Here is an 18,863-nt window from a genome sequence, read left to right on the forward strand (position 1 = left end):
TGTAGCACTTATCTGTTACACCTCTTTTGTTTAACCTTTTAAAGTTTATTACATGGAACTTATTACAGCAGAAAAGAAAAAGGCTAAGATCAAGATGTGCATTACAGGACCTTCGGGTTCAGGTAAGACCTATTCAAGTATACTCTTAGCTAGTGGCCTGTATCCAGACTACTCCAAAATAGCAGTCATTGATACAGAAAATGAAAGTGCTCACCTGTATTCACACCTTGGCCCTTATCAGGTTGTCAGTATTAGTGCACCATTCACCCCCGAAAGGTATATAGAAGCCATTGAGCTCTGTGTTTCCAAAGGCATGGAAGTAATTATACTGGATTCAATTACACATGAGTGGGAGTACTTGTTGGAATATCATTCCTCTCTACCAGGGAACAGTTTTACTGCGTGGGGGAAGGTAAATCCACGCCATCAGGCTTTCATACAGAAAATGCTTCAAGCACCTGTACATATCATTGCTACTACTCGTACCAAGACAGAATATGTGTTGGCCGATAAGAATGGTAAAATGGTGCCAGAGAAAGTAGGCATGAAAAGTATACAACGTGAGAACATTGAATACGAGTTCGTTATTGTACTAGACCTTGACATCAGACACAATGCCACAGCTAGCAAGGATAGAACAGGCTTATTCATTGAAAAACCTGAGTTTAAAATTACCCCCCTCGCAGGATTGCAAATTGCAAAATGGGCCATGGAGGACTTACAGCCAAGAATAGAGCACATCAAAGCACGAATTAGTGGTTGCAATACTTCATTTGAGCTTTTAGGGCTCTACAACCAGTACCCTGAATTTAGAGACCTGCTATTACCATTTTTTGAGAGTAGAAAGCAGGAGATTTTGTCACATCAAATAACCCCCAAAAAACAGCAAGAACATGTTAACAGATAATATCATACAAGAAATTGCAACAGAACAAGTTACAAGCAGTAGCAAATGCTTTATTGGAGCAAATACCATAGAGGCTTCTTTGGCAGAAATACAGCATAATCATATTGTACCAAGCTATACGAAAGATCTAGAGCCTCTAATAAGTATTGGAGACTTTGTTCAATCTACATATGACGTGGTGAAACATTACCTTGAGGGAGAAGAAATCCTTGCTCCTAGCATTCTTCTGAGCCACCCTATCAAAGGTCGTATACCTGAGGCAAGGCACAAGCAAGCTTCTGAATTACTGGAACATGAAAAGACCATCTTTTACGAACGAGCTATGTTTGTCATAGACATCCCTTCTATTACCCAAGAAATTGATGGCCAGCCAATGCACTTAAGTATTGGGGGAGTGAAATCCTACAGTGAAGATAATTTCAATGCCAAGAAAGGTGCTCTTGAGTCCTTCAAGCTATTTGTGGGTTTCCAAGTAAAAGTCTGCAACAACATGTGCATTTGGACAGATGGAACTAAGCTGGGAGTCAAGGTAAGATCCATTGGTGAGCTCATGGACACTACCATGGAAATGCTCAACAACTACAATCCCCAAGAGCATATTGAGCAGTTAAATAGCTTTACTAATTACTATTTGACTGAAAAGCAATTCGCATTGATGCTTGGAAGAGCTAGGTTGTACAATTTCTTACCCTATGCCCTCAAAAAGCAAATCCCCCCTTTGCTGTATACCGACACACAAATAAGTAATGTAGCCAAGGACTATTTCCAAGACAAGAGCTTTTGTAGAAATGAGCAGGGGGATATAAGCTTGTGGAAAGTTTTCAACCTTTTAACGAACTCCAATAAGGCAAGCTACATTGATCAGTTCCTTGGTAGAGCTGTAAATGCCTACGATTTTACCCAGCAGATAGCAAATGCAGTACAAGGGAAGCAGGAGAGCTGGTATCTAAGCTAGCATTTATGGAGAATAAACAACAAGTTGGAGCTCTCCATCCAAACTTACTTCTGCTTGTAACACCTCAAGGCTTGCTAATTCAGCTTTTCACTCCCATCAAGGGAGTTGTAATTGAGCAGTCAGGTACATTACAACGGGGTACAACAGTATGGATAGAGGCTATTATGCAATCCAAGGAGCACAAAATCATGTATTTGGTTCTAGGTAAATGGCTTCCTTACTTTCACATTAATGTAATTAACTAAAACACGGCCACTCAGAAATGGGTGGCTTTTCTTATTATGAAAAAAGAACATTTTGTAGCTGAAATTCAGCTAAAGTACGTCCCTAAAAATAAGAGGGTCACTAGCTTGGGTAAAATAGTAACATCACCTGAAGCTTACAGCTTTGTTTTTGAACTCTTTAACCCTGATACCATCAGACTGCAAGAAGAGTTCCTTGCTGTCTACCTGAATTATGGTTGTGAAGTAATAGGTTATCACTTCCACTCTAAAGGCTCTGTATCTGGAACTGTGGTGGACATCAAGTTGATTGCAGCTACAGCCCTTAAAAGTGCTTGTAGCAATGTCCTTATTTGTCATAACCACCCATCAGGTAACATTAAACCTTCAAGAGGAGACAAAGACATTACCCAAGAGCTAAAGCAGGCACTGGGGTACTTTAACATTAAGCTTCTAGATCACATTGTCATTAGCCCAGACAAACCTTCCTACTACAGTTTTGCGGACCAAGGTCTGCTGTAATATGGCAAATTTGCCATTGTGAAGATTTCTCTGATAGCTCAATTTTGTAGAGTTATGCTTGAAAAAAAAGAGGTTTGCAAAAGGGTAGGCAGTAAAATAAGGAAAGCTAGGACAGAAAAGGGGTTGACAATTGAAGAGCTTGCCAATGAAGCAAATTTGGAATATTCTCAGCTAAGTAGAATTGAGCTAGGTAAAATAAACACCAGCATTTTTCATGTCTACCAGATAGCACACTGTCTCCAAACACCCATTCCAGAGCTTTTTACTGATTTACACAAGTAAGGGAGAATGCCGAAAATCCCATGACAGAGTAGGCACTAACTATTTTACTATTTATTTATCCATGAAAAAAATCATTTCACACACATCCATCTTAGTTCTTGTAGTGATAAGTATGTTTGTCACACACCGTGCTTCTGCACAAAATGAGAAATTAGCCTTTGGTCTACAGTATCAGACATTGACATACGGTCTAAGTGCTAAGTACAATATTAACATGAACTCAGCTATTCAAGCTACAATAAACCCAATATCTACTAACAACCTTAATTTAAACTTCTATGGTGGAAGGTATTATTACAACTTTGCTGAGGGGGGAGATCACATTGTTCCATATCTTTTTGCCGGGGCAGGTATTATAAGCTATAAATATGAATTGGCTAAACTGACTAGTGGCTATGTAAAAGATATCTCTGGCTCATTCTTTGGCTATAATGCAGGAGGAGGTCTATCAGGCCGTCCTACAAAAAACTTAGAGCTTTCTTTGGACTTAGGATATGGTAAGCTAAATGTGGAAGATGGCCTGAGCATAGCTGGGTTAAACTTAGGATTTGGTATACATTATTACATCAACTAAATAGCAACAATTACGTACATGAGAAATATACTGACACTAGGCATTCTATGCTTAATGGGGCTGTTTCATACTACAAATGGGCAAGACCTTGCTTTAAAGGAACCAGATTTTGTAGGAGAAGGCCTACTTATAAATGACACTCAGGCAGTCTCTTTAGAAAAGAATAAGGTAAACATTGAAACTAGAATGTACTGGTCTGCTGTAGGACTGAATATTGTGGTTAATGGCTGCTGTTCTAATGTTTCTACTAAGGCAGGAACTGTAAAATTACTTGTCAAAGTGCAAGATAACTCACTATCTCCTAGTTCTTCTATTGAGGTTTTCCGCTTGAACAGTAATGCTAAAAACAGGATTGTAGAGTATATGAAGCTAGGTAACTTTGGTAGAATGAAAGAAGGTACTAAAATGGAAACCTTGACCTTTGTAGGGACAAAGTATGGAGTAAGCTCGTACATTTTAACCCTGCAAGATGTTAAACCAGGGGAGTATGGACTAGTACTTGAAAGCGAGAAAAAGAATGTTGGTGGTGGAGGAGCACTAAAAAGTGTGGTAGGACCAACTAGCATACTTTGCTTTAGTGTTAAGTAATACTTTACTGCCTTAATGTGCATGAGAGAATTGTCCTTTCTGAAATGACATTCCCTAATTTTTGAGATAACTTAGAGCTGGTGCAGTTAAATTGTACTGGCTCTAAGTTTTTTTGTTTGTAACACCTTAGTTTTATTAGCTCTGGGCAGACCATCTAGTTGAAAAATTTGCCAGCTTCAAGGAATGGTTAATTGTCTAAACTTCAAAATAAAGTAACAACTTTACATGAGTCTGTCTGTAGGTGATACCTCAAAACACCAGACTTTTATAAGTACCTCGAGCTGTTAATTTTTAGGGCTAAAGTACACATATAATAGCTATAGACTTTTTTTCTTAAACAAATACCCCATGAAAACTTACATATTTACTGCCTCGGATGGAAGTACATATCAGGTATTTCCTCAAGTAGGAGAATATAAAAACAGCCAAACTGCTTTGGAGCTGATTAGCACACTTGATGGCTCAACTGTTCTTACAGCTTCCATTTCAATACCCGAAATTGCTTTAGGAAAGAATGAGCTTATTATCAAAGACTATAGTGAGAATGAAGGGGTGCTAAGCTTTTTAGTGGAAAATAACATAGTTCGGCCACTGGGTAAGTACATTGAAAATGGGTTAATAACTGCTGAGATTGTAGAGCTTGTACCTGAAAATCACTGGAAGTAATTAGGTGAGTCAAATTTAATATTAGGCTTCAAGTCTGCAAGTCTGCAAATGTGGCCAATAGGCCGCCCTAGGGCACAAAAAGAGGTCTCTTATAACTTCACCCCGTGAGTCAAAAGTGAGTCAAAATGGTACTTAAATTGCCCCATTTTTCAGTATATTTACCTTTGTAGAGTTTAAAGGTAACCTTTGAACTACTAACTATTTTTTCACTACTCTATCTGGGAAAAGTGGCTAAATAGGCTCTAGAGCATAAAAAAAGACCCTAACTTTCGTCAGGGTCTTTCTAAAATTGAAGTGGTAGAGCCCGGACTCGAACCGGGGACACACGGATTTTCAGTCCGATGCTCTACCAACTGAGCTACTCCACCTCAATTGCCCGATTGCTTTCGGGATTGCAAAAGTAGGAATATTTTTTAAAAATGGCAATCCCCAAAATAAAAAAAATGGAAAAAGCTTGGAATGTGTATTCTACTTGCTGACCCCAACTCTTTTCCCTATTTTTGAAATATGATCCTAAGAACAGAAAATCTGGTAAAAAAATATGGCCAACGATTGGTCAATGACCACATTAGCTATCAGGTTGCCCAAGGAGAAATTGTTGGCCTTCTAGGACCTAATGGTGCTGGGAAAACAACCTCATTCTACATCGCTACAGGCTTAGTTAAGCCCAATGAAGGTAAAGTTTGGTTAGATGATTTAGATGTCACCCACCTTCCTATGTACAAACGAGCCAGGTTAGGAATTGGATATTTGGCTCAAGAAGCATCCGTTTTCAGGACATTGACAGTTGAGGAAAATATTTTAGCCGTACTAGAAATGACGGCTTTGACCAAAGCAGAACAAAAAGAAAAAACAGAATTACTCTTAGAGGAATTTTCTTTAACGCATGTTCGAAAAAGTTTAGGTCAAGTACTATCAGGAGGAGAACGTAGAAGGACAGAAATCGCGAGGGCTTTGGCCGTAGACCCCAAGTTTATCCTATTAGATGAACCCTTTGCTGGAGTTGACCCAATCGCCGTAGAAGAAATTCAAAGCATAGTGGCTAAACTAAAATACCGCAACATTGGTATCTTAATAACTGATCACAATGTGGATGAAACCCTTTCCATTACGGATCGAGCCTATTTGTTATTTGAAGGTAGAATCCTAAAAGCGGGCACGCCTCAAGAATTAGCTGATGATGAACAGGTTCGTCGACTGTATTTAGGTAAGAATTTCGAATTAAGAAAGAAGAACTAAATAGTTATTAGGGATTAGTTATTAGGGATATTGAATGAGGAATGTAGAATTTCTATATATGAAAAAAGAAACACTAGCCATACACAGTAGCAACTTAAAAGATGAAACGGCAGCGTCCATTGCTGCTCCCATCTTTCTAAGTACCACTTTTGAGCGTTCTGAAGATGGAACATATCCAAAAGGTCACATGTATGCTAGAAATTCTAGTCCTAATAGAGATGTCTTAGAAAAAGCCTTGGCTGCTTTGGAAGGTGGAGAAAAAGCTTTTGCTTTTGGCTCGGGTTTAGCGGCGGTAAATGCTGTTTTTCAATGCCTACAAACAGGAGATCATGTGCTTATGCCTGCTGTTGGTTATTATGCTAGCTATAAATTAGCGGAAGAAATTTTAGGTCCCTGGGGTTTAGAAGTTTCCCAAGTGGATATGACGGACGTAGATGCGGTAAAAAATGCGATTCAACCCAACACCAAATTGATTTGGGTGGAGTCCCCCGCGAATCCTATGTTGAGTATTAGCGACATAGCAGCAATCTGCCAAATTGCCAGTAAATTAGGTATTAAAGTAGGTGTTGATAATACCTTGGCTAGCCCCATTTTACAGAACCCAATTGCCCTTGGAGCGGATATCGTGATGCATGCGACCACCAAATACATTGGTGGACATTCTGACATATTAGGTGGAGCTATTATCCTAAAAAAAGAGGATGAATGGGCACAAAGAATACAACGAGTTCAGATTTTAATGGGTGCTACGCCCAATCCGCTGGATTGCTACTTGTTGGCTCGAGGACTAAAAACATTACCTCTTAGGATGAGGGAACACAGTAAAAATGCCGCCATTTTGGCAGGAAAACTAGAAAATCATCCTGCAGTAGAAAAGGTACACTACCCAGGACTACCTAGTCATCCTCAATACGAATTGGCGAAGACGCAAATGCCAAACGGACAAAGTGGCATGATAGCCATTCAGCTAAAAGCTTCAGAAAATGCTACTCAAAAGTTCGCATCTACCCTAACTTTATTCCAACAGGCTACTAGTTTAGGAGGAGTTGAGAGTTTAATAGAACATCGTAAATCTATTGAGGGTCCTCAAAGTAGTACACCAGGAAATTTATTGCGTCTTTCCATCGGTTTAGAACATGTCGACGATTTATGGGATGATCTACATGCTGCGTTAAATAAATTATAAAAGGAAGATGTTCGTTTATTCGAGCATATTAGTAAATTAACCGTATAGATTAATTAATTTTTCTGTCTATACCAATCAGTTCTATACATGCTTCTTTCTATATTACTCAGTACATTTATTGGTTTTTCTAGTCCATCCTTATCCAAAGACACACTCAGACACACTACCGTGGATGTCATGGCTGTTGGTTCTACCAATGGTATCAATCCTTTTTGGACCAGAAGTTTACAATATGGTACCGTTCCCGTAGAAAATTCAACTGGGATAATCCGTATAAAGAATGGCAAATGGTACAACCCCAAAAAAGATGTTGACTGGATGTACCAGGTTGAAGGAACTGGATGGCTGGGTAAAGAATCCAAATTTTTATTATCAGAAGCTTACCTTGGACTAAAAAAGGGGGCCTTTGAAATTTGGGGGGGATCAAAAAGAGAAGTTATTGGCTTAGGAGACACCACGATGACGGCTGGTTTTTTCATCTGGTCAGGCAATGCCCTTCCATTACCTAAAGTTCATGTAGGTACCCGAAATTATGTGAACGTACTTCATGATTGGGTGGGAATCAATTTCCAATTTGCCCATGGCTGGTTTGACAATCAAGGGTCAATAGGTGATTCTTATCTTCATCAAAAATCTCTTTATTTTCGTTTAGGTCAACCTATTTCAAGTCTTAATCTTTTTGTGGGATTCAACCACCAAGCGCAGTGGGGAGGTAGTAGGCGAGATCCTAAGGGAGGCTTTTATGATGTGTATCCATCAGATTTCAATGCCTTTACCAAAGTTCTTCTAGGCGCTGGGGAAGGAATACTTCCTGATGATGACGAGAACAATAAATATGGTAATCATTTGGGAAGTTTGGATTTGGGCATACGATATCAAAACGACCAAATGTCAGTCCTACTTTACCGCCAAAACCCTTATGAATCAGATAGAATTTGGTCACTAAATACCATTAATGATGGATTAACCGGACTTTCATTCACCATGAAAGAACCCAATATCATTGAAGGTATAAGTTTAGAATACCTATATACGGGAAACCAAGGTACATACCAGTCCATATTAGGGAGCTTATTGAATAAACAAGATCATGATTACCCCAATATGGTCAATTATCTAAATGTACGTGGGCGAGATGGATGGATTTACTCGGGAAGAGGATTAGGTACGCCTTTAATTATTATGGACAAAGAAAGTCAACAAGGAGGCGGACTAAGTTTTGCTTATAATGCAGTGAGGTCCATGTATGTTGGAATTCGGGGGACATTGCCTCAACAAATTCACTGGATGGCAAGGCTCTCATCCACTTCGTATGACTATCCCGTAATCCCAGCCAATAATCCAGAAAGCTATTTAAAGCAAATTTCTGCCTCTTTGAATCTACAAAAGCAAGTCAATAAAAAACTGGGACTTAGTATTCAGATTGCTGTTGACCAAGGAGACCGAATCAAAAATACCCTAGGTGGCATGCTAGGAATGAAGTATCGATTCCAGTAGAAAAACTTACCAATTTTTTTCGTTGGCTTTGATGTATTTGACTAGTCCTTGGGAGTAAATCATTGCACCCTGACTGTTCATGTGATTTTTATTCTCCAAATACCTAGGATTAGCCATTTCCTGTAAAAATTGCCCGGTATATTCCCACTTAGACTCTTTTGGTATTTTATTAAAAATGGGGATTTTAATTTCAAAATCATCTTTATTGTTGGAGGTAATTGGGAGTAAAAACACCACTTTAAATTCATTTTGCTGTTGCATTTTAAGGGCTTGATTTACTCGTGAATACGCATTCATATCTAATTTACTTAATGCAAAAACGTGCAAATTTTCTTGGTTCAAAAAAGACTCCTTCGAAACTACATCATTCCTATTCGTCGGAGAATAGCCTATTTCATTATATCCATTATACTCATCTCTAAAAGCTATTCTCTTTATTACATTTTGATTTTGAATCATGGTATTCCAAAATACTGCCTCAAAATCATCTAAAAAACCATAATTTTTGGATGAGGGTATTGGTTTGCCTAAAAATTTATAATATGAATTAGGAAAATCAGGTAGTTCCAAATATTCTAAAGCAGATTCAAATGATTCTGGATAATTAACTAAATAGGATGTCAATTCGACAAAAACAACCTTGTTCCCTGGCAAATTCTTAATAAACTGAGCCAAATATAGATTCTGAGCCAAAGTATTTCCTAAAAGACCCATATTATACACTCGCCAGGTTGTAAGGGAATCTTGAATCAACTTTGAATTAACACTTCGCTGTATTCTACTAGATCCTAAAAAGAAAATTGATTTTGAATTCGAATCAATCTTAGCCATTGATTGCCTTAATGTTGAGATATTTGATTTTCCCGAAAACCTACTAAAAAGTACACTAGCACTTGCAAATAGTAGCATTACGAATATCCAAAAAGTGAGCTTTAGTACAAGTCTCATCTCAAAATGCTAAATAATAATTATTAAGACCTCCACTAAAATCCCCAAAAACGAATAGACTTACAACAAGCTGAGTATAAATTAAACGCCTTTCCCATGGTGATACACTTTCTAGAAAAGAATCCATTCTCTCATCTTTAGACCAGAGATGGTATAAATCGACAATAAAGAACATCACAAAAAATATAAATATATTTCTCCGTTGAATAAACCATACTTCAATGGGGAAGTAAGTAGGCATTTTAATTTTGTTCCATAAATCCCCAAGAGTAGGATAAATAAAGACAAGCGCAATAAATGAACATCCTAAAATATGATATACTATACCCATACTTTGTTTCAATAACCCACCTTGCCTAAGTTTAGGCAATTGCCAAGCTTTTTCTAGTAGAATCCATGCCCCATTCAAAAATCCCCAAAATAGGTATTGCCAGCTAATTCCATGCCATAAACCAATAAGCATATACGTTAACAATAGAAGTAGATAAGGCTTAGTTCTCCAGAACTGAAACTTAATTTGCCAATAAAAAAAATAATCTCTGAACCATTCATTTAAGGTAATATGCCAACCTTTCCAAAATTCATGTCGGTTAGAAGAAAAATAAACCCGCTTATGAAAATTATCTTTTAGTCTAATACCAAAGATTTCTGAAATCCCTTGAAAAAAATCAACAAATGAACTGAAGCTAAAATATATGTAAAAGAAAAAGACCAAGCCAATTAACAAGGTCCACCAACCTGCTATTTCACTCCCTTTCAGTGAAATTAATAACTGGTTTAATCGTTGTGCTAAAACAAAGTTTTTAAATATACCCCACAGGATCAACCTCATTCCATTTGTAAATGATGCTTCTGTGATTTTTGCTTGTTCAAACTGACTATTCAAATAACTAAACCGATGTAAAGGACCAGCATGCAATGTGGGGAAATACAGCAAATAGAGCATTAATTTGAAGAAAGAATCTGTCGGCTTAATGAACTTTTTTTTAATGTCCATCAAATAACTTATGGCATTGAAAACAAAAAAACTTAAACCCACAATTTGCCAAATGCCCGTTTCCTCCCAAATTTCCACATCCAATAAAATGAAGTGATCAATCCAAGATTCTTTTAGTTTATATACGATCAAAAATCCTATGAGAATACCGTTACCTAATCCTGTCAAAGGAAATGATGATTGAATTTTATTTCCTATTTGATAGGTAATAGCGGTACCCAATAACAAAAAAACCAAAGTAAACGGCATGAAAATACCAAGTGTGAAAATAGAACTAATTAATAAGGATTTCCATACTTGAATTCTAAAAATGAATATGGAACTAAAAGCGATTAGCAAAAAAAGAACACTAGAAAAAAGTCCAATTTGCGCCATATTATCTCAATGTAATCTTGGCACTTTTTAAAGTCCTCATAAATATTTGATTCCCCCATTCTAAAGGTTGTGTTGAATCAATGTCAAATTTTTGAAGGAACTTTACCATAGGTTTAAGGCCAAATTCTATTTCTTTTCTGGCAATCAATGCACCTAAACAAAGGTGCGTTCCTGCTCCAAATGCAAGATGTGGATTAACCTGCCTATTGGGATTAATTTCATCAGGAGAGTCAAATATTTCCTCATCACGATTGGCACTAGCTATTCCCAAAATAAATCGAGTTCCTGCCAAAAAATGCTGGCCAAAAATAGTCTCATCATTTTTATTAATTCTGACAGTAAATTGCAAAGGAGAAACGTAACGTATACACTCTTCCGTTAATAACTTAATTTCTTTTTGATTAGCCTGAATAACAAATTCTTTTAAGTTTGGATTTGATAATATAGTATAAAGAGTGATGGTTAAATTATCTTTGGAAGTTTCAAAAAATGCCATTAATGTCACTGCCAAAAGAGAGTAATAATCATCCTCATCAAATTCCAATCCATCTAATTCTCTGATTAATTTGGACTTAAAATTTGACTCTGCAAAAAGCCCTTTCCCTTCGATAAAACATTCATTTATTTTGAGATACATTTGTTTTGAAACAAATATATCTTGACTTTTTGCCGCAAGATTAGAAAATTCAACTACTTTCTCTAGACTTGCAAAGTCCTTTAATCCAATAAAATGACATAAAATATGGTAGATGAAGTATTTAGAAAAATCGACTATATCTAATTCCTTAACATCTTCAAAATGGCGTATACAATCCTTTACCGCTTCTTGAATTAACCTGTCATAATCATAGCTAAATAACACCTTGCCCAAAGCAATTCTCAATTTTCTATGAATTTCTCCATTCAAATACATCAGCCATTTACTAGTAGTTTTGGCTAAGAAAGGGCATTGTGGACTATTCTTAAAAATATAATTTTCTTTACTCTCGAAATAAACTGCTAATGTACTCACCTCAAAATTCGGTGATTCTAAAATAGTCGCAACATCACGATATTTAAACAAAAAAATATTCCCAAAACTGTCTTTTTGGATAGGGTTATGCTGGCGACAAAGCTCATAAATAGGATAGGGGTCATTAAAATAATCAGGAGCAAAAGGGTTCCATTTTATTGTTGATTTTCCATCCATACACAAAGCTTGTTTATCGTATTGTACTCCGAAAATAAGGAAGGATCGACATTTTCCAATTGAAATTTACTTTCCATTTCAAAAGAAAGTGAAACTATCGACAATGAATCTAAATTAAAATGCTCAAATGCTGCATCACAATCAACCTCCTTCTCCGAAATAGATGCCTCTGAGGCAATTTGCTGGATTAACCAATGCTTAAAATTCATTACTTAGTGTAAATCTGATGAAAAGTAAATTTACTCAATGAATCATGTTTTAGACGTATTTTTCCTATAAAATCTATTCCTTAAATTAAAAACTACCAATTATTTCACATAAAGAATCTACACTTTTCGAGGTTTATAATTTCAATTACCGCTAAATAAGTAGACATTTAATGCTTTGTCTTTCAACTAAATATTGATTTACTTTAGCACAAATTTGGACAAAATACGATATGTTCCAATCAAGAAATAACATATTTAATTACATTGGCATTTTATTTACTATTGGGATTCAGGTTGTAATACATTTCAATGTAAAAAGTCAACAAGATACTTCTTTCCATGCAAGGATTGAAGCACAAGTATATGCCTCCGATACGGGTATTACTCCTTTCTGGATGCGCAGTTTACAATACGGTCAAGTACCCCTAGAAAACCCAGGAGCTGTTGTGCGAGCTTGGGCAGGGAAAAATTATCAATGGAAGAAAAAATACGACTGGAAATATGAGTTGGAAGCAACTGGCTGGGGAGGTAAACAGAATGATTTTTGGTTTACCCAAGCCTATGTCAGTGGAAGACGAGGCAAATGGGAGCTATGGGCAGGTAGAAGAAAAGAAATATACGGATTAGGCGATTCTAGCCTAACAGGAGGATTTTATGCTTGGTCAGGCAATGCTGTTCCAATACCAAAAGTTCAAATCGGAACTAGAGACTATATAAACTTAGCTAAAGGGTGGCTAGGAGTACACATGACATTTTCTCATGGCTGGATGGATAATCAGGGTCCAACATTAAATGGATTTTTACATCAGAAGAGCCTTTATGGTCGATTTGGAAAACCAGAAAGCTTTATCAACGTATTTGCTGGATTAAACCACCAAGTAATGTGGGGAGGAGAAGCCAAGGTAAAAACAGGTGGAGATTATGATTACTATCCCAGTAGTTTGAATACCTATTTTTATGTGGTTACAGTACTCAAAGATCGCGAGATTGTGCCAACAGATACCATTAGTAGGTACGATGATTTGGGTAACCAATTTGGTAACCATCTAGGCTCCTTTGATTTGGCTGTTAAATTTCAACCCAAAGGTTGGGAAGTTTTAGTATATAAACAATCTGCCTATGAAACAGGTAGAGGATTTGCTTTGACCCAAATTAATGATGGATTAACAGGAATTTCCATCAAAAATAAATCAAGTAGATTCATTGATAAGATTACTTTAGAATATTTATACACGGCCAACCAAGGCAATTATATTTCAGGATTAGCTGAATTCTTAAAAATCAAAGATCCACATCAAATAGAAATTGAATCCTATTTTTACAATGGCCGGGGTGGATGGCAATATTGGGGAAAGGGAATTGGGACGCCATTGATTATCATTGACCGTGAAAGTCAACAGGGCGGAGGATATAATTTTACCCTAAATGCCGTAAAATCATTTTACCTTGGGCTTTCAGGAAGTATAACAAAAACGCTAAGTTGGCAATCCCGAATTTCAAGCTCATATTATGCTAGTCCTAGAAATCACTTGTTACCAAGATTATCAGAAAGTGACTTCATATCCCAGTTTTCAGGTATGATTTCCTTCCAAAAAACACTGAATGAAAAATGCAGTTTAAACCTTCAATTTGGATACGATGAAGGTCGTAGAGTGAAGAACACACTCGGAGGAAGCTTAGGCATCAAATATAGCTTATTCTAAACTATATTGAAGATTTCGAAAATGATGTCAACGTTTTTAATATCCCTTCACGAGAGCTTAATGGCATTTTTTTTCCAATAGCTTGGGTAATTTTTTCATTACTGACCACATAGCTCTCGGTTAATTTTGTCAATCTTTCTGAATTTAAAGGCAGATGAATCCAATCTCCCAATTGGGCCATTCTAGAAATAATTGCTTTAGGCAAATTCCAAATGGATGCTTGCTTCCCTGCAGATTGAGCCATTAATTGGATTAATTCATTCGTTGATAGCGACTCATCATCCGCTACTTGATAAATCCCTGATGGTATATCTTTTCTGTCAATTAGTTCTTGAATGACAAATACTAAATTGTCTATACTGCAAAAAGAACGGTGATTACTAAATGCTCCTAAAGGCCAAGGAATTCCTCGACGAACTACCTCAAATAACAAATTCAAATTTCCCTTATTTCCTGGACCATGAATCATACACGGTCGCAAGATATAGACTCTTTTCCCATCTGGAATGGCATGACTTAGTATATATTCCTCTGCCAAAAGCTTACTTTTCCCATAATGTGTTTGAGGATTAGGAAGGACCTCCTCCGTTAAAATACCTTCCACAGCATCCGCAGAAGCTTTAACTGAGCTCATAAGAATAAACGTAGATGCTGTTGATTTCAAAAACGCATCAAACATGCGCTTGCTTAATTCCGTATTGACGGCATAATATTCATCAGGCTCACTAACCTTTTTAAGATCATGTGCTTTCCCAGCTAAATGAAGAACAACATCGGATTCAACATTGAAATTCTCTCGGTCAAAAACATGGAATTCATGTGTAGGCGCAAGGCTTTCAATGACATTTTTTCCTACAAATCCAGAAGCTCCTGTTATAAATATTTTCACAAATATTGAATGATTGATTCCGCCATGGCGTGGTTAATGTGATCTCTATTATACTTGCTAAAAAACTCCTTTCGGTCTATTTCTTTACCTTCATTGAATTCTTTCACGCCTCTAACCATAGCCTCCACATCACAAGGAGAGAAAACAAATGAACAAGTAATTTCCTTCTCAATAAACTCTTTAGCATAGCCAGAAACACCCGCAATCATGGGACTATCAAACGTGGCCAATTCAAAAATTTTACTGGGTAATACTTTTTTAAACGCATCTAAGTCATTCAAATGAAGAAATAAATAATCCGCTTTTTGGTACTCTTCAATTAACAAATTCCTTTGTATCGGCTTTCTTATTTCTACATTGGTTACATGCCTTTTTTGTAATTCCGACAATAACTTACCCTTTGCGCCTCCATCTCCAATGATGATAAATTGATACCCTTCTCCTAACATCACTGCTGCTTGAGGTATAATTTTATGAAGACCTTGCCCCTCTCCAATATTCCCAGCATAAACAATTGTCTTGACTGCATTGTGTTCCTTTCTTAAGCTTACAGGATTCGATTTCACTTGTAAAAACTCATCGTCAATCCCATTCGTGAATTCCGAAAACTCTACGCCCTTAAATTGTTGAAAATAAGTCTTAAATCCCCCACTAATTAAATTAATGTGTACGGCATTGGAGAAGGTTTGATACTCAATCAGCTTTAACACGGGCAACATAAATAACTTAATGATGGGCGATTTGATAACATCACTAATCGTATCCACAAATATGTCCCTAATATCCAAGTACAACGGTTTTTTATACTTGATCGATAAAACATATCCCAAAAATGCGGTAAAAAGTCTACTAGAAGAAGCAAATATTAAATCCGCTTTTTGCCCTTTGTTTAACCTAATAACCTCTTTAAAATAGGTATAAAAGGATTTTATTTGATCCATCATACCACTTTCATGAGCTGGCAAAGGAATTCGATGAATAATCAAATTTTCTCTCTCTTCATAAGAACTCGCCTCAGCATGGTAAGTGTCGTATCGATTAGGCATGGTGGTATAAACTTCTACCACACAATCTTCCTTTACCTTTTCTGCCAAAACCTTGGCTAAAGGACTATTCCTAAAAGATCCTGCACACAAATCCGGTTCAAAGTAAAACGTTAAATAGACAATTCTTTTCAAGTGCTTAAAATGTTACATTCAAAATTATTTCTTGAGACTCTGGCAATGCTACCTCCAAACAAATAGATGGAACAGAAAGCCCAAAATTAGGATGATAAGTTGATTTCACTTGCTTTATATCCATCATTTTCTGACCATCTTCCGCCGTTATAGTCGCTAAAATTTTCCCATTTTTAAGCATGGATAGTTGCTGCTTTTCTTCCCTCAACGTAATATCAGGGTGCAAGAAATACCTCGCTTTTGCCGATCTGATTTTCCCTAGTACTCTATCTTGAATCGTTAATTTTCGCCCTTGCTTAGTCCAAGTTCTTCGATGAATTATATCTTTTGAAAATCGTTGATAACCCGTATGCGAACAAGCAAGTGTAAAATCAACTCCTTCTTGATTCCAATTCAAATCCATCGGTTCAGCACGACGTGCTACTCTAAATCCAGACCACACTTCCGATGAGTTTTCTCCATTAATTTCCACCGTTGAATGAGCGCTGGTACTTCGCTGCCTTAACCTTTCTGGGCTCAGACCATACAGGGAAGTTCCTGAATTAACAATGACACGTTCTCCATGTAAGGCTAATTCAAAAGACAATGTATCAGCATGTGCATGTCCAGGTAAATATGTCGGGCCAATCTCCCCAACATCAGCTATCAGCTTAAATTCCTTACATTCAGAAACAAAAAAGCCTGATGACTTTAATAACTTAGTAGTAGACTCCCCCTCTATTTTATTGACTTGAATCCCCAAATCGAAGGCAAAAGATTCCAATTGCCCCAGGCTTGGGGCAATACCATTGGCACAATCATTAAAATGAGCCAATTCTCCATGAGCATAAGACATGAGCTGTAACCAGGTTAATCCCAATTGAATTTTTTGAGCTACTTCACCCCTAGGGAAAGTTGGTATGTTTGCATGGCAAATCGCAAATAGATCCAATAAATCCTCCATCCCCAAAGCATGATACATAGGACTTAATTCAAAATGGGCTCCATCTTCTAAAAACTGCTCATTCAACTCTTGGTTAAGGATCTCTAGACCTTGATTCAAATATTTCTGAGTCTCTAATCCTTTAAAAAATACCCCTGCAAATATCAATGCTTTGGCATTAATGAATAAGTGATTGCCCAAAAGATGATATTCTGGTCTATCACCTAAATACCGTACTTGATTCCAAAGACTGATCAGCGCTTTGTCTGTCAACGATTTTGTTCGCCAATGCCATTTTATCCAATTGATAATTCTCAAAGAGCTTGGATATGGCTCCCAAGCTGTTCCTTTCCCAAATGGGTTTTCATCAATCCACTGATGTATCAGATCCAGTTCTTTTTGAACTCTTGAACCTTCCTCTCCACAGGAACTATTAATAAAATCAAAATAATGTAGATTATATCTCCACAATTTAGACACTTCAGGATGGTCCCAGCCAGTGGATGACAAACAATTGGTCTCGGATAAGAAGGTAAAACAATCCAGATCTTTGGTACAGGATTGTTTAGTAATAAACCCTTGATAAGAAGTTTCGGTAGAGATTTCGGGATGTATAGTTACCTCTCGAATACTTCTAGGTAAAAAATGAATAAACCGACCTATCAACTGGGTCGGTTTTAAGAACTTAATCGTATGAAATAGTAAAGAAATTTTACGCCACATGATGCTAACCTAATTGAATCAGCTTTTGTATAATGCGCTCTCCTGTTTTTCCATCCCATAAAGGAGGAATTCCGCCCTTCTTCCAATCTCCTTGAAACAACTTTTCTAGAGCAGGAGCTATTGCTTTGGGATTAACACCCAACAATTCATTCGTTCCAAGGCTAATCGTCTCGGGTCTTTCTGTATTATTTCTCAATGTCATGCAAGGTACTCCCATCATGGTAGTCTCTTCGGTAATTCCACCCGAATCAGTAATGACCGCTTTAGCATGTTTAACCAAATAATTAAACTCTAAATAAGACATTGGATCTATTTGAATTAAAGAATCATAGTTTACTTCTAATCGATTCAATATTTGTTTCGTACGAGGATGCACTGGAAATATCAAAGGCAATTGATTCGAATGAATCACTATTTGATCAATTAATTCTTTTAACTTACTTTCTTCATCCACATTGGCTGGACGATGCAATGTCATCACCAAATACTTCCCTTTTTCTAGATGGTACTTATCCCAAACATCTGGTTTTTTAAACCTAGCTTGATTTAATAATAAGGTATCAATCATCGTATTACCGACAAAAAAGATTCGATCATCTGATATCCCTGACTTTCTAAGATTTTCATTTGCTACCTCAGAAGTAGTGAAAAAATAATCGCTGATACTATCTGTCAACAATCGATTTACTTCTTCAGGCATACTCATGTCATGCGACCGAATACCTGCCTCCACGTGAGCGACTTTAATTTGTAATTTTTTGGCTACAATGGCACATGCCATAGTGGAAGTCACATCTCCTACCACCAAACATAAGTCAGTAGACTCTTCTAGTAGGAGCTTTTCATAACCCATCATAATTTTAGCGGTTTGCTCCGCTTGGGTTCCACCGCCAGCGCCTAGATTAACATCAGGTTCAGGTAAATTTAATTGCTCAAAAAACGAATCACTCATATTTCGGTCAAAATGCTGACCTGTATGAATCAATCGGAATTGAATATCTAGTTTTTGCGCTTGTGCCTGCTTAATCGCATGGATGATGGATGCAATTTTAATAAAATTCGGTCTTGCACCTGCTATTAAATCTATTTTCAT

20 protein-coding genes and 1 tRNA gene are annotated in these 18,863 nt (G+C 37.0%); 12 read left to right on the forward strand and 9 right to left on the reverse strand.

What is annotated here, in order from left to right; genetic code table 11:
• The first annotated feature begins 52 nt into the window (after positions 1 to 52).
• The 8 genes from G9H60_RS07070 (at position 53) to G9H60_RS07105 (ending at position 4,715) form a co-directional block, all read left to right on the forward strand.
• The gene (locus G9H60_RS07070) at positions 53 to 907 is read left to right on the forward strand and encodes an ATP-binding protein (RefSeq protein WP_223143354.1); all 855 of its coding nucleotides are present in this window, start codon (positions 53 to 55) and stop codon (positions 905 to 907) included.
• A complete protein-coding gene (locus G9H60_RS07075; protein ID WP_223143355.1) occupies positions 894 to 1,862 on the forward strand; it encodes a DUF3871 family protein in 969 nt (322 codons plus the stop codon). The genes G9H60_RS07070 and G9H60_RS07075 overlap by 14 nt, the downstream gene beginning before the upstream one ends.
• Positions 1,863 to 1,867: 5 nt before the next feature.
• Positions 1,868 to 2,107, forward strand: coding sequence for a hypothetical protein (locus tag G9H60_RS07080; RefSeq protein ID WP_223143356.1), 240 nt, complete (start codon positions 1,868 to 1,870; stop codon positions 2,105 to 2,107).
• Between the two features lie 36 nt (positions 2,108 to 2,143).
• Complete coding sequence (locus G9H60_RS07085) at positions 2,144 to 2,605, forward strand: JAB domain-containing protein (protein ID WP_223143357.1); 462 nt, start codon at positions 2,144 to 2,146, stop codon at positions 2,603 to 2,605.
• Between the two features lie 54 nt (positions 2,606 to 2,659).
• The gene (locus G9H60_RS07090) at positions 2,660 to 2,887 is read left to right on the forward strand and encodes a helix-turn-helix domain-containing protein (protein ID WP_223143358.1); all 228 of its coding nucleotides are present in this window, start codon (positions 2,660 to 2,662) and stop codon (positions 2,885 to 2,887) included.
• A 61-nt stretch (positions 2,888 to 2,948) separates the two neighbouring features.
• A complete protein-coding gene (locus G9H60_RS07095; RefSeq protein WP_223143359.1) occupies positions 2,949 to 3,461 on the forward strand; it encodes an outer membrane protein in 513 nt (170 codons plus the stop codon).
• A gap of 18 nt (positions 3,462 to 3,479) precedes the next feature.
• Positions 3,480 to 4,049 (forward strand): hypothetical protein, encoded by a 570-nt coding sequence (locus tag G9H60_RS07100; RefSeq protein WP_223143360.1) that lies wholly within the window; start codon positions 3,480 to 3,482, stop codon positions 4,047 to 4,049.
• A 348-nt stretch (positions 4,050 to 4,397) separates the two neighbouring features.
• Positions 4,398 to 4,715, forward strand: a complete 318-nt coding sequence (locus G9H60_RS07105; protein WP_223143361.1) for a hypothetical protein — start codon at positions 4,398 to 4,400, stop codon at positions 4,713 to 4,715.
• Positions 4,716 to 5,010: 295 nt separating this feature from the next.
• Here G9H60_RS07105 and G9H60_RS07110 read toward each other — a convergent pair.
• A tRNA-Phe gene (locus G9H60_RS07110) sits at positions 5,011 to 5,083 on the reverse strand.
• Between the two features lie 139 nt (positions 5,084 to 5,222).
• Here G9H60_RS07110 and lptB point away from each other — a divergent pair.
• The 3 genes from lptB to G9H60_RS07125 all read left to right on the forward strand — a co-directional run bounded on the left by lptB (position 5,223) and on the right by G9H60_RS07125 (position 8,637).
• The gene (lptB, locus tag G9H60_RS07115; RefSeq protein WP_223143362.1) at positions 5,223 to 5,954 is read left to right on the forward strand and encodes an LPS export ABC transporter ATP-binding protein; all 732 of its coding nucleotides are present in this window, start codon (positions 5,223 to 5,225) and stop codon (positions 5,952 to 5,954) included.
• Between the two features lie 58 nt (positions 5,955 to 6,012).
• A complete protein-coding gene (locus tag G9H60_RS07120) occupies positions 6,013 to 7,140 on the forward strand; it encodes a trans-sulfuration enzyme family protein (RefSeq protein WP_223143363.1) in 1,128 nt (375 codons plus the stop codon).
• Positions 7,141 to 7,227: 87 nt separating this feature from the next.
• The gene (locus G9H60_RS07125) at positions 7,228 to 8,637 is read left to right on the forward strand and encodes a capsule assembly Wzi family protein (protein ID WP_223143364.1); all 1,410 of its coding nucleotides are present in this window, start codon (positions 7,228 to 7,230) and stop codon (positions 8,635 to 8,637) included.
• Between the two features lie 6 nt (positions 8,638 to 8,643).
• On the opposite strand, the gene G9H60_RS07130 is transcribed toward G9H60_RS07125, so the two are convergent.
• The 4 genes from G9H60_RS07130 to G9H60_RS07145 all read right to left on the reverse strand — a co-directional run bounded on the left by G9H60_RS07130 (position 8,644) and on the right by G9H60_RS07145 (position 12,355).
• On the reverse strand, positions 8,644 to 9,468 hold the full coding sequence (locus G9H60_RS07130; RefSeq protein ID WP_223143365.1) for a hypothetical protein: 825 nt from the start codon (positions 9,466 to 9,468) through the stop codon (positions 8,644 to 8,646).
• 118 nt (positions 9,469 to 9,586) lie between these two features.
• A complete protein-coding gene (locus tag G9H60_RS07135; RefSeq protein ID WP_223143366.1) occupies positions 9,587 to 10,957 on the reverse strand; it encodes an MBOAT family O-acyltransferase in 1,371 nt (456 codons plus the stop codon).
• A 1-nt stretch (position 10,958) separates the two neighbouring features.
• Positions 10,959 to 12,146 carry a cytochrome P450 gene (locus G9H60_RS07140; RefSeq protein WP_223143367.1) on the reverse strand — a complete coding sequence of 396 codons (1,188 nt, stop codon included), beginning with the start codon at positions 12,144 to 12,146 and terminating at the stop codon, positions 10,959 to 10,961.
• Positions 12,125 to 12,355, reverse strand: a complete 231-nt coding sequence (locus G9H60_RS07145; RefSeq protein ID WP_223143368.1) for a phosphopantetheine-binding protein — start codon at positions 12,353 to 12,355, stop codon at positions 12,125 to 12,127. Before G9H60_RS07145 ends, G9H60_RS07140 begins: the two co-directional genes overlap by 22 nt.
• A gap of 230 nt (positions 12,356 to 12,585) precedes the next feature.
• Here G9H60_RS07145 and G9H60_RS07150 point away from each other — a divergent pair, with 230 nt between their 5' ends.
• A complete protein-coding gene (locus tag G9H60_RS07150; RefSeq protein WP_223143369.1) occupies positions 12,586 to 14,058 on the forward strand; it encodes a capsule assembly Wzi family protein in 1,473 nt (490 codons plus the stop codon).
• Position 14,059: 1 nt separating this feature from the next.
• On the opposite strand, the gene G9H60_RS07155 is transcribed toward G9H60_RS07150, so the two are convergent.
• The 4 genes from G9H60_RS07155 to wecB are packed head-to-tail and all read right to left on the reverse strand — an operon-like array spanning position 14,060 to position 18,863.
• Entirely contained in the window at positions 14,060 to 14,947 is an 888-nt protein-coding gene (locus tag G9H60_RS07155; RefSeq protein ID WP_317197225.1) for an NAD-dependent epimerase/dehydratase family protein, read from the reverse strand.
• Positions 14,944 to 16,125, reverse strand: a complete 1,182-nt coding sequence (locus G9H60_RS07160) for a glycosyltransferase family 4 protein (protein WP_223143370.1) — start codon at positions 16,123 to 16,125, stop codon at positions 14,944 to 14,946. The genes G9H60_RS07155 and G9H60_RS07160 overlap by 4 nt, the downstream gene beginning before the upstream one ends.
• A gap of 4 nt (positions 16,126 to 16,129) precedes the next feature.
• Positions 16,130 to 17,770: a heparinase II/III family protein gene (locus tag G9H60_RS07165; RefSeq protein WP_223143371.1), complete on the reverse strand. Its 1,641-nt coding sequence runs from the start codon at positions 17,768 to 17,770 to the stop codon at positions 16,130 to 16,132.
• Between the two features lie 4 nt (positions 17,771 to 17,774).
• A complete protein-coding gene (gene wecB / locus G9H60_RS07170) occupies positions 17,775 to 18,863 on the reverse strand; it encodes a non-hydrolyzing UDP-N-acetylglucosamine 2-epimerase (RefSeq protein WP_223143372.1) in 1,089 nt (362 codons plus the stop codon).

It is taken from the genome of Aquirufa aurantiipilula (assembly GCF_019923745.1).
In the GTDB taxonomy this organism is placed as follows: Bacteria; Bacteroidota; Bacteroidia; order Cytophagales; family Spirosomataceae; genus Aquirufa; species Aquirufa aurantiipilula.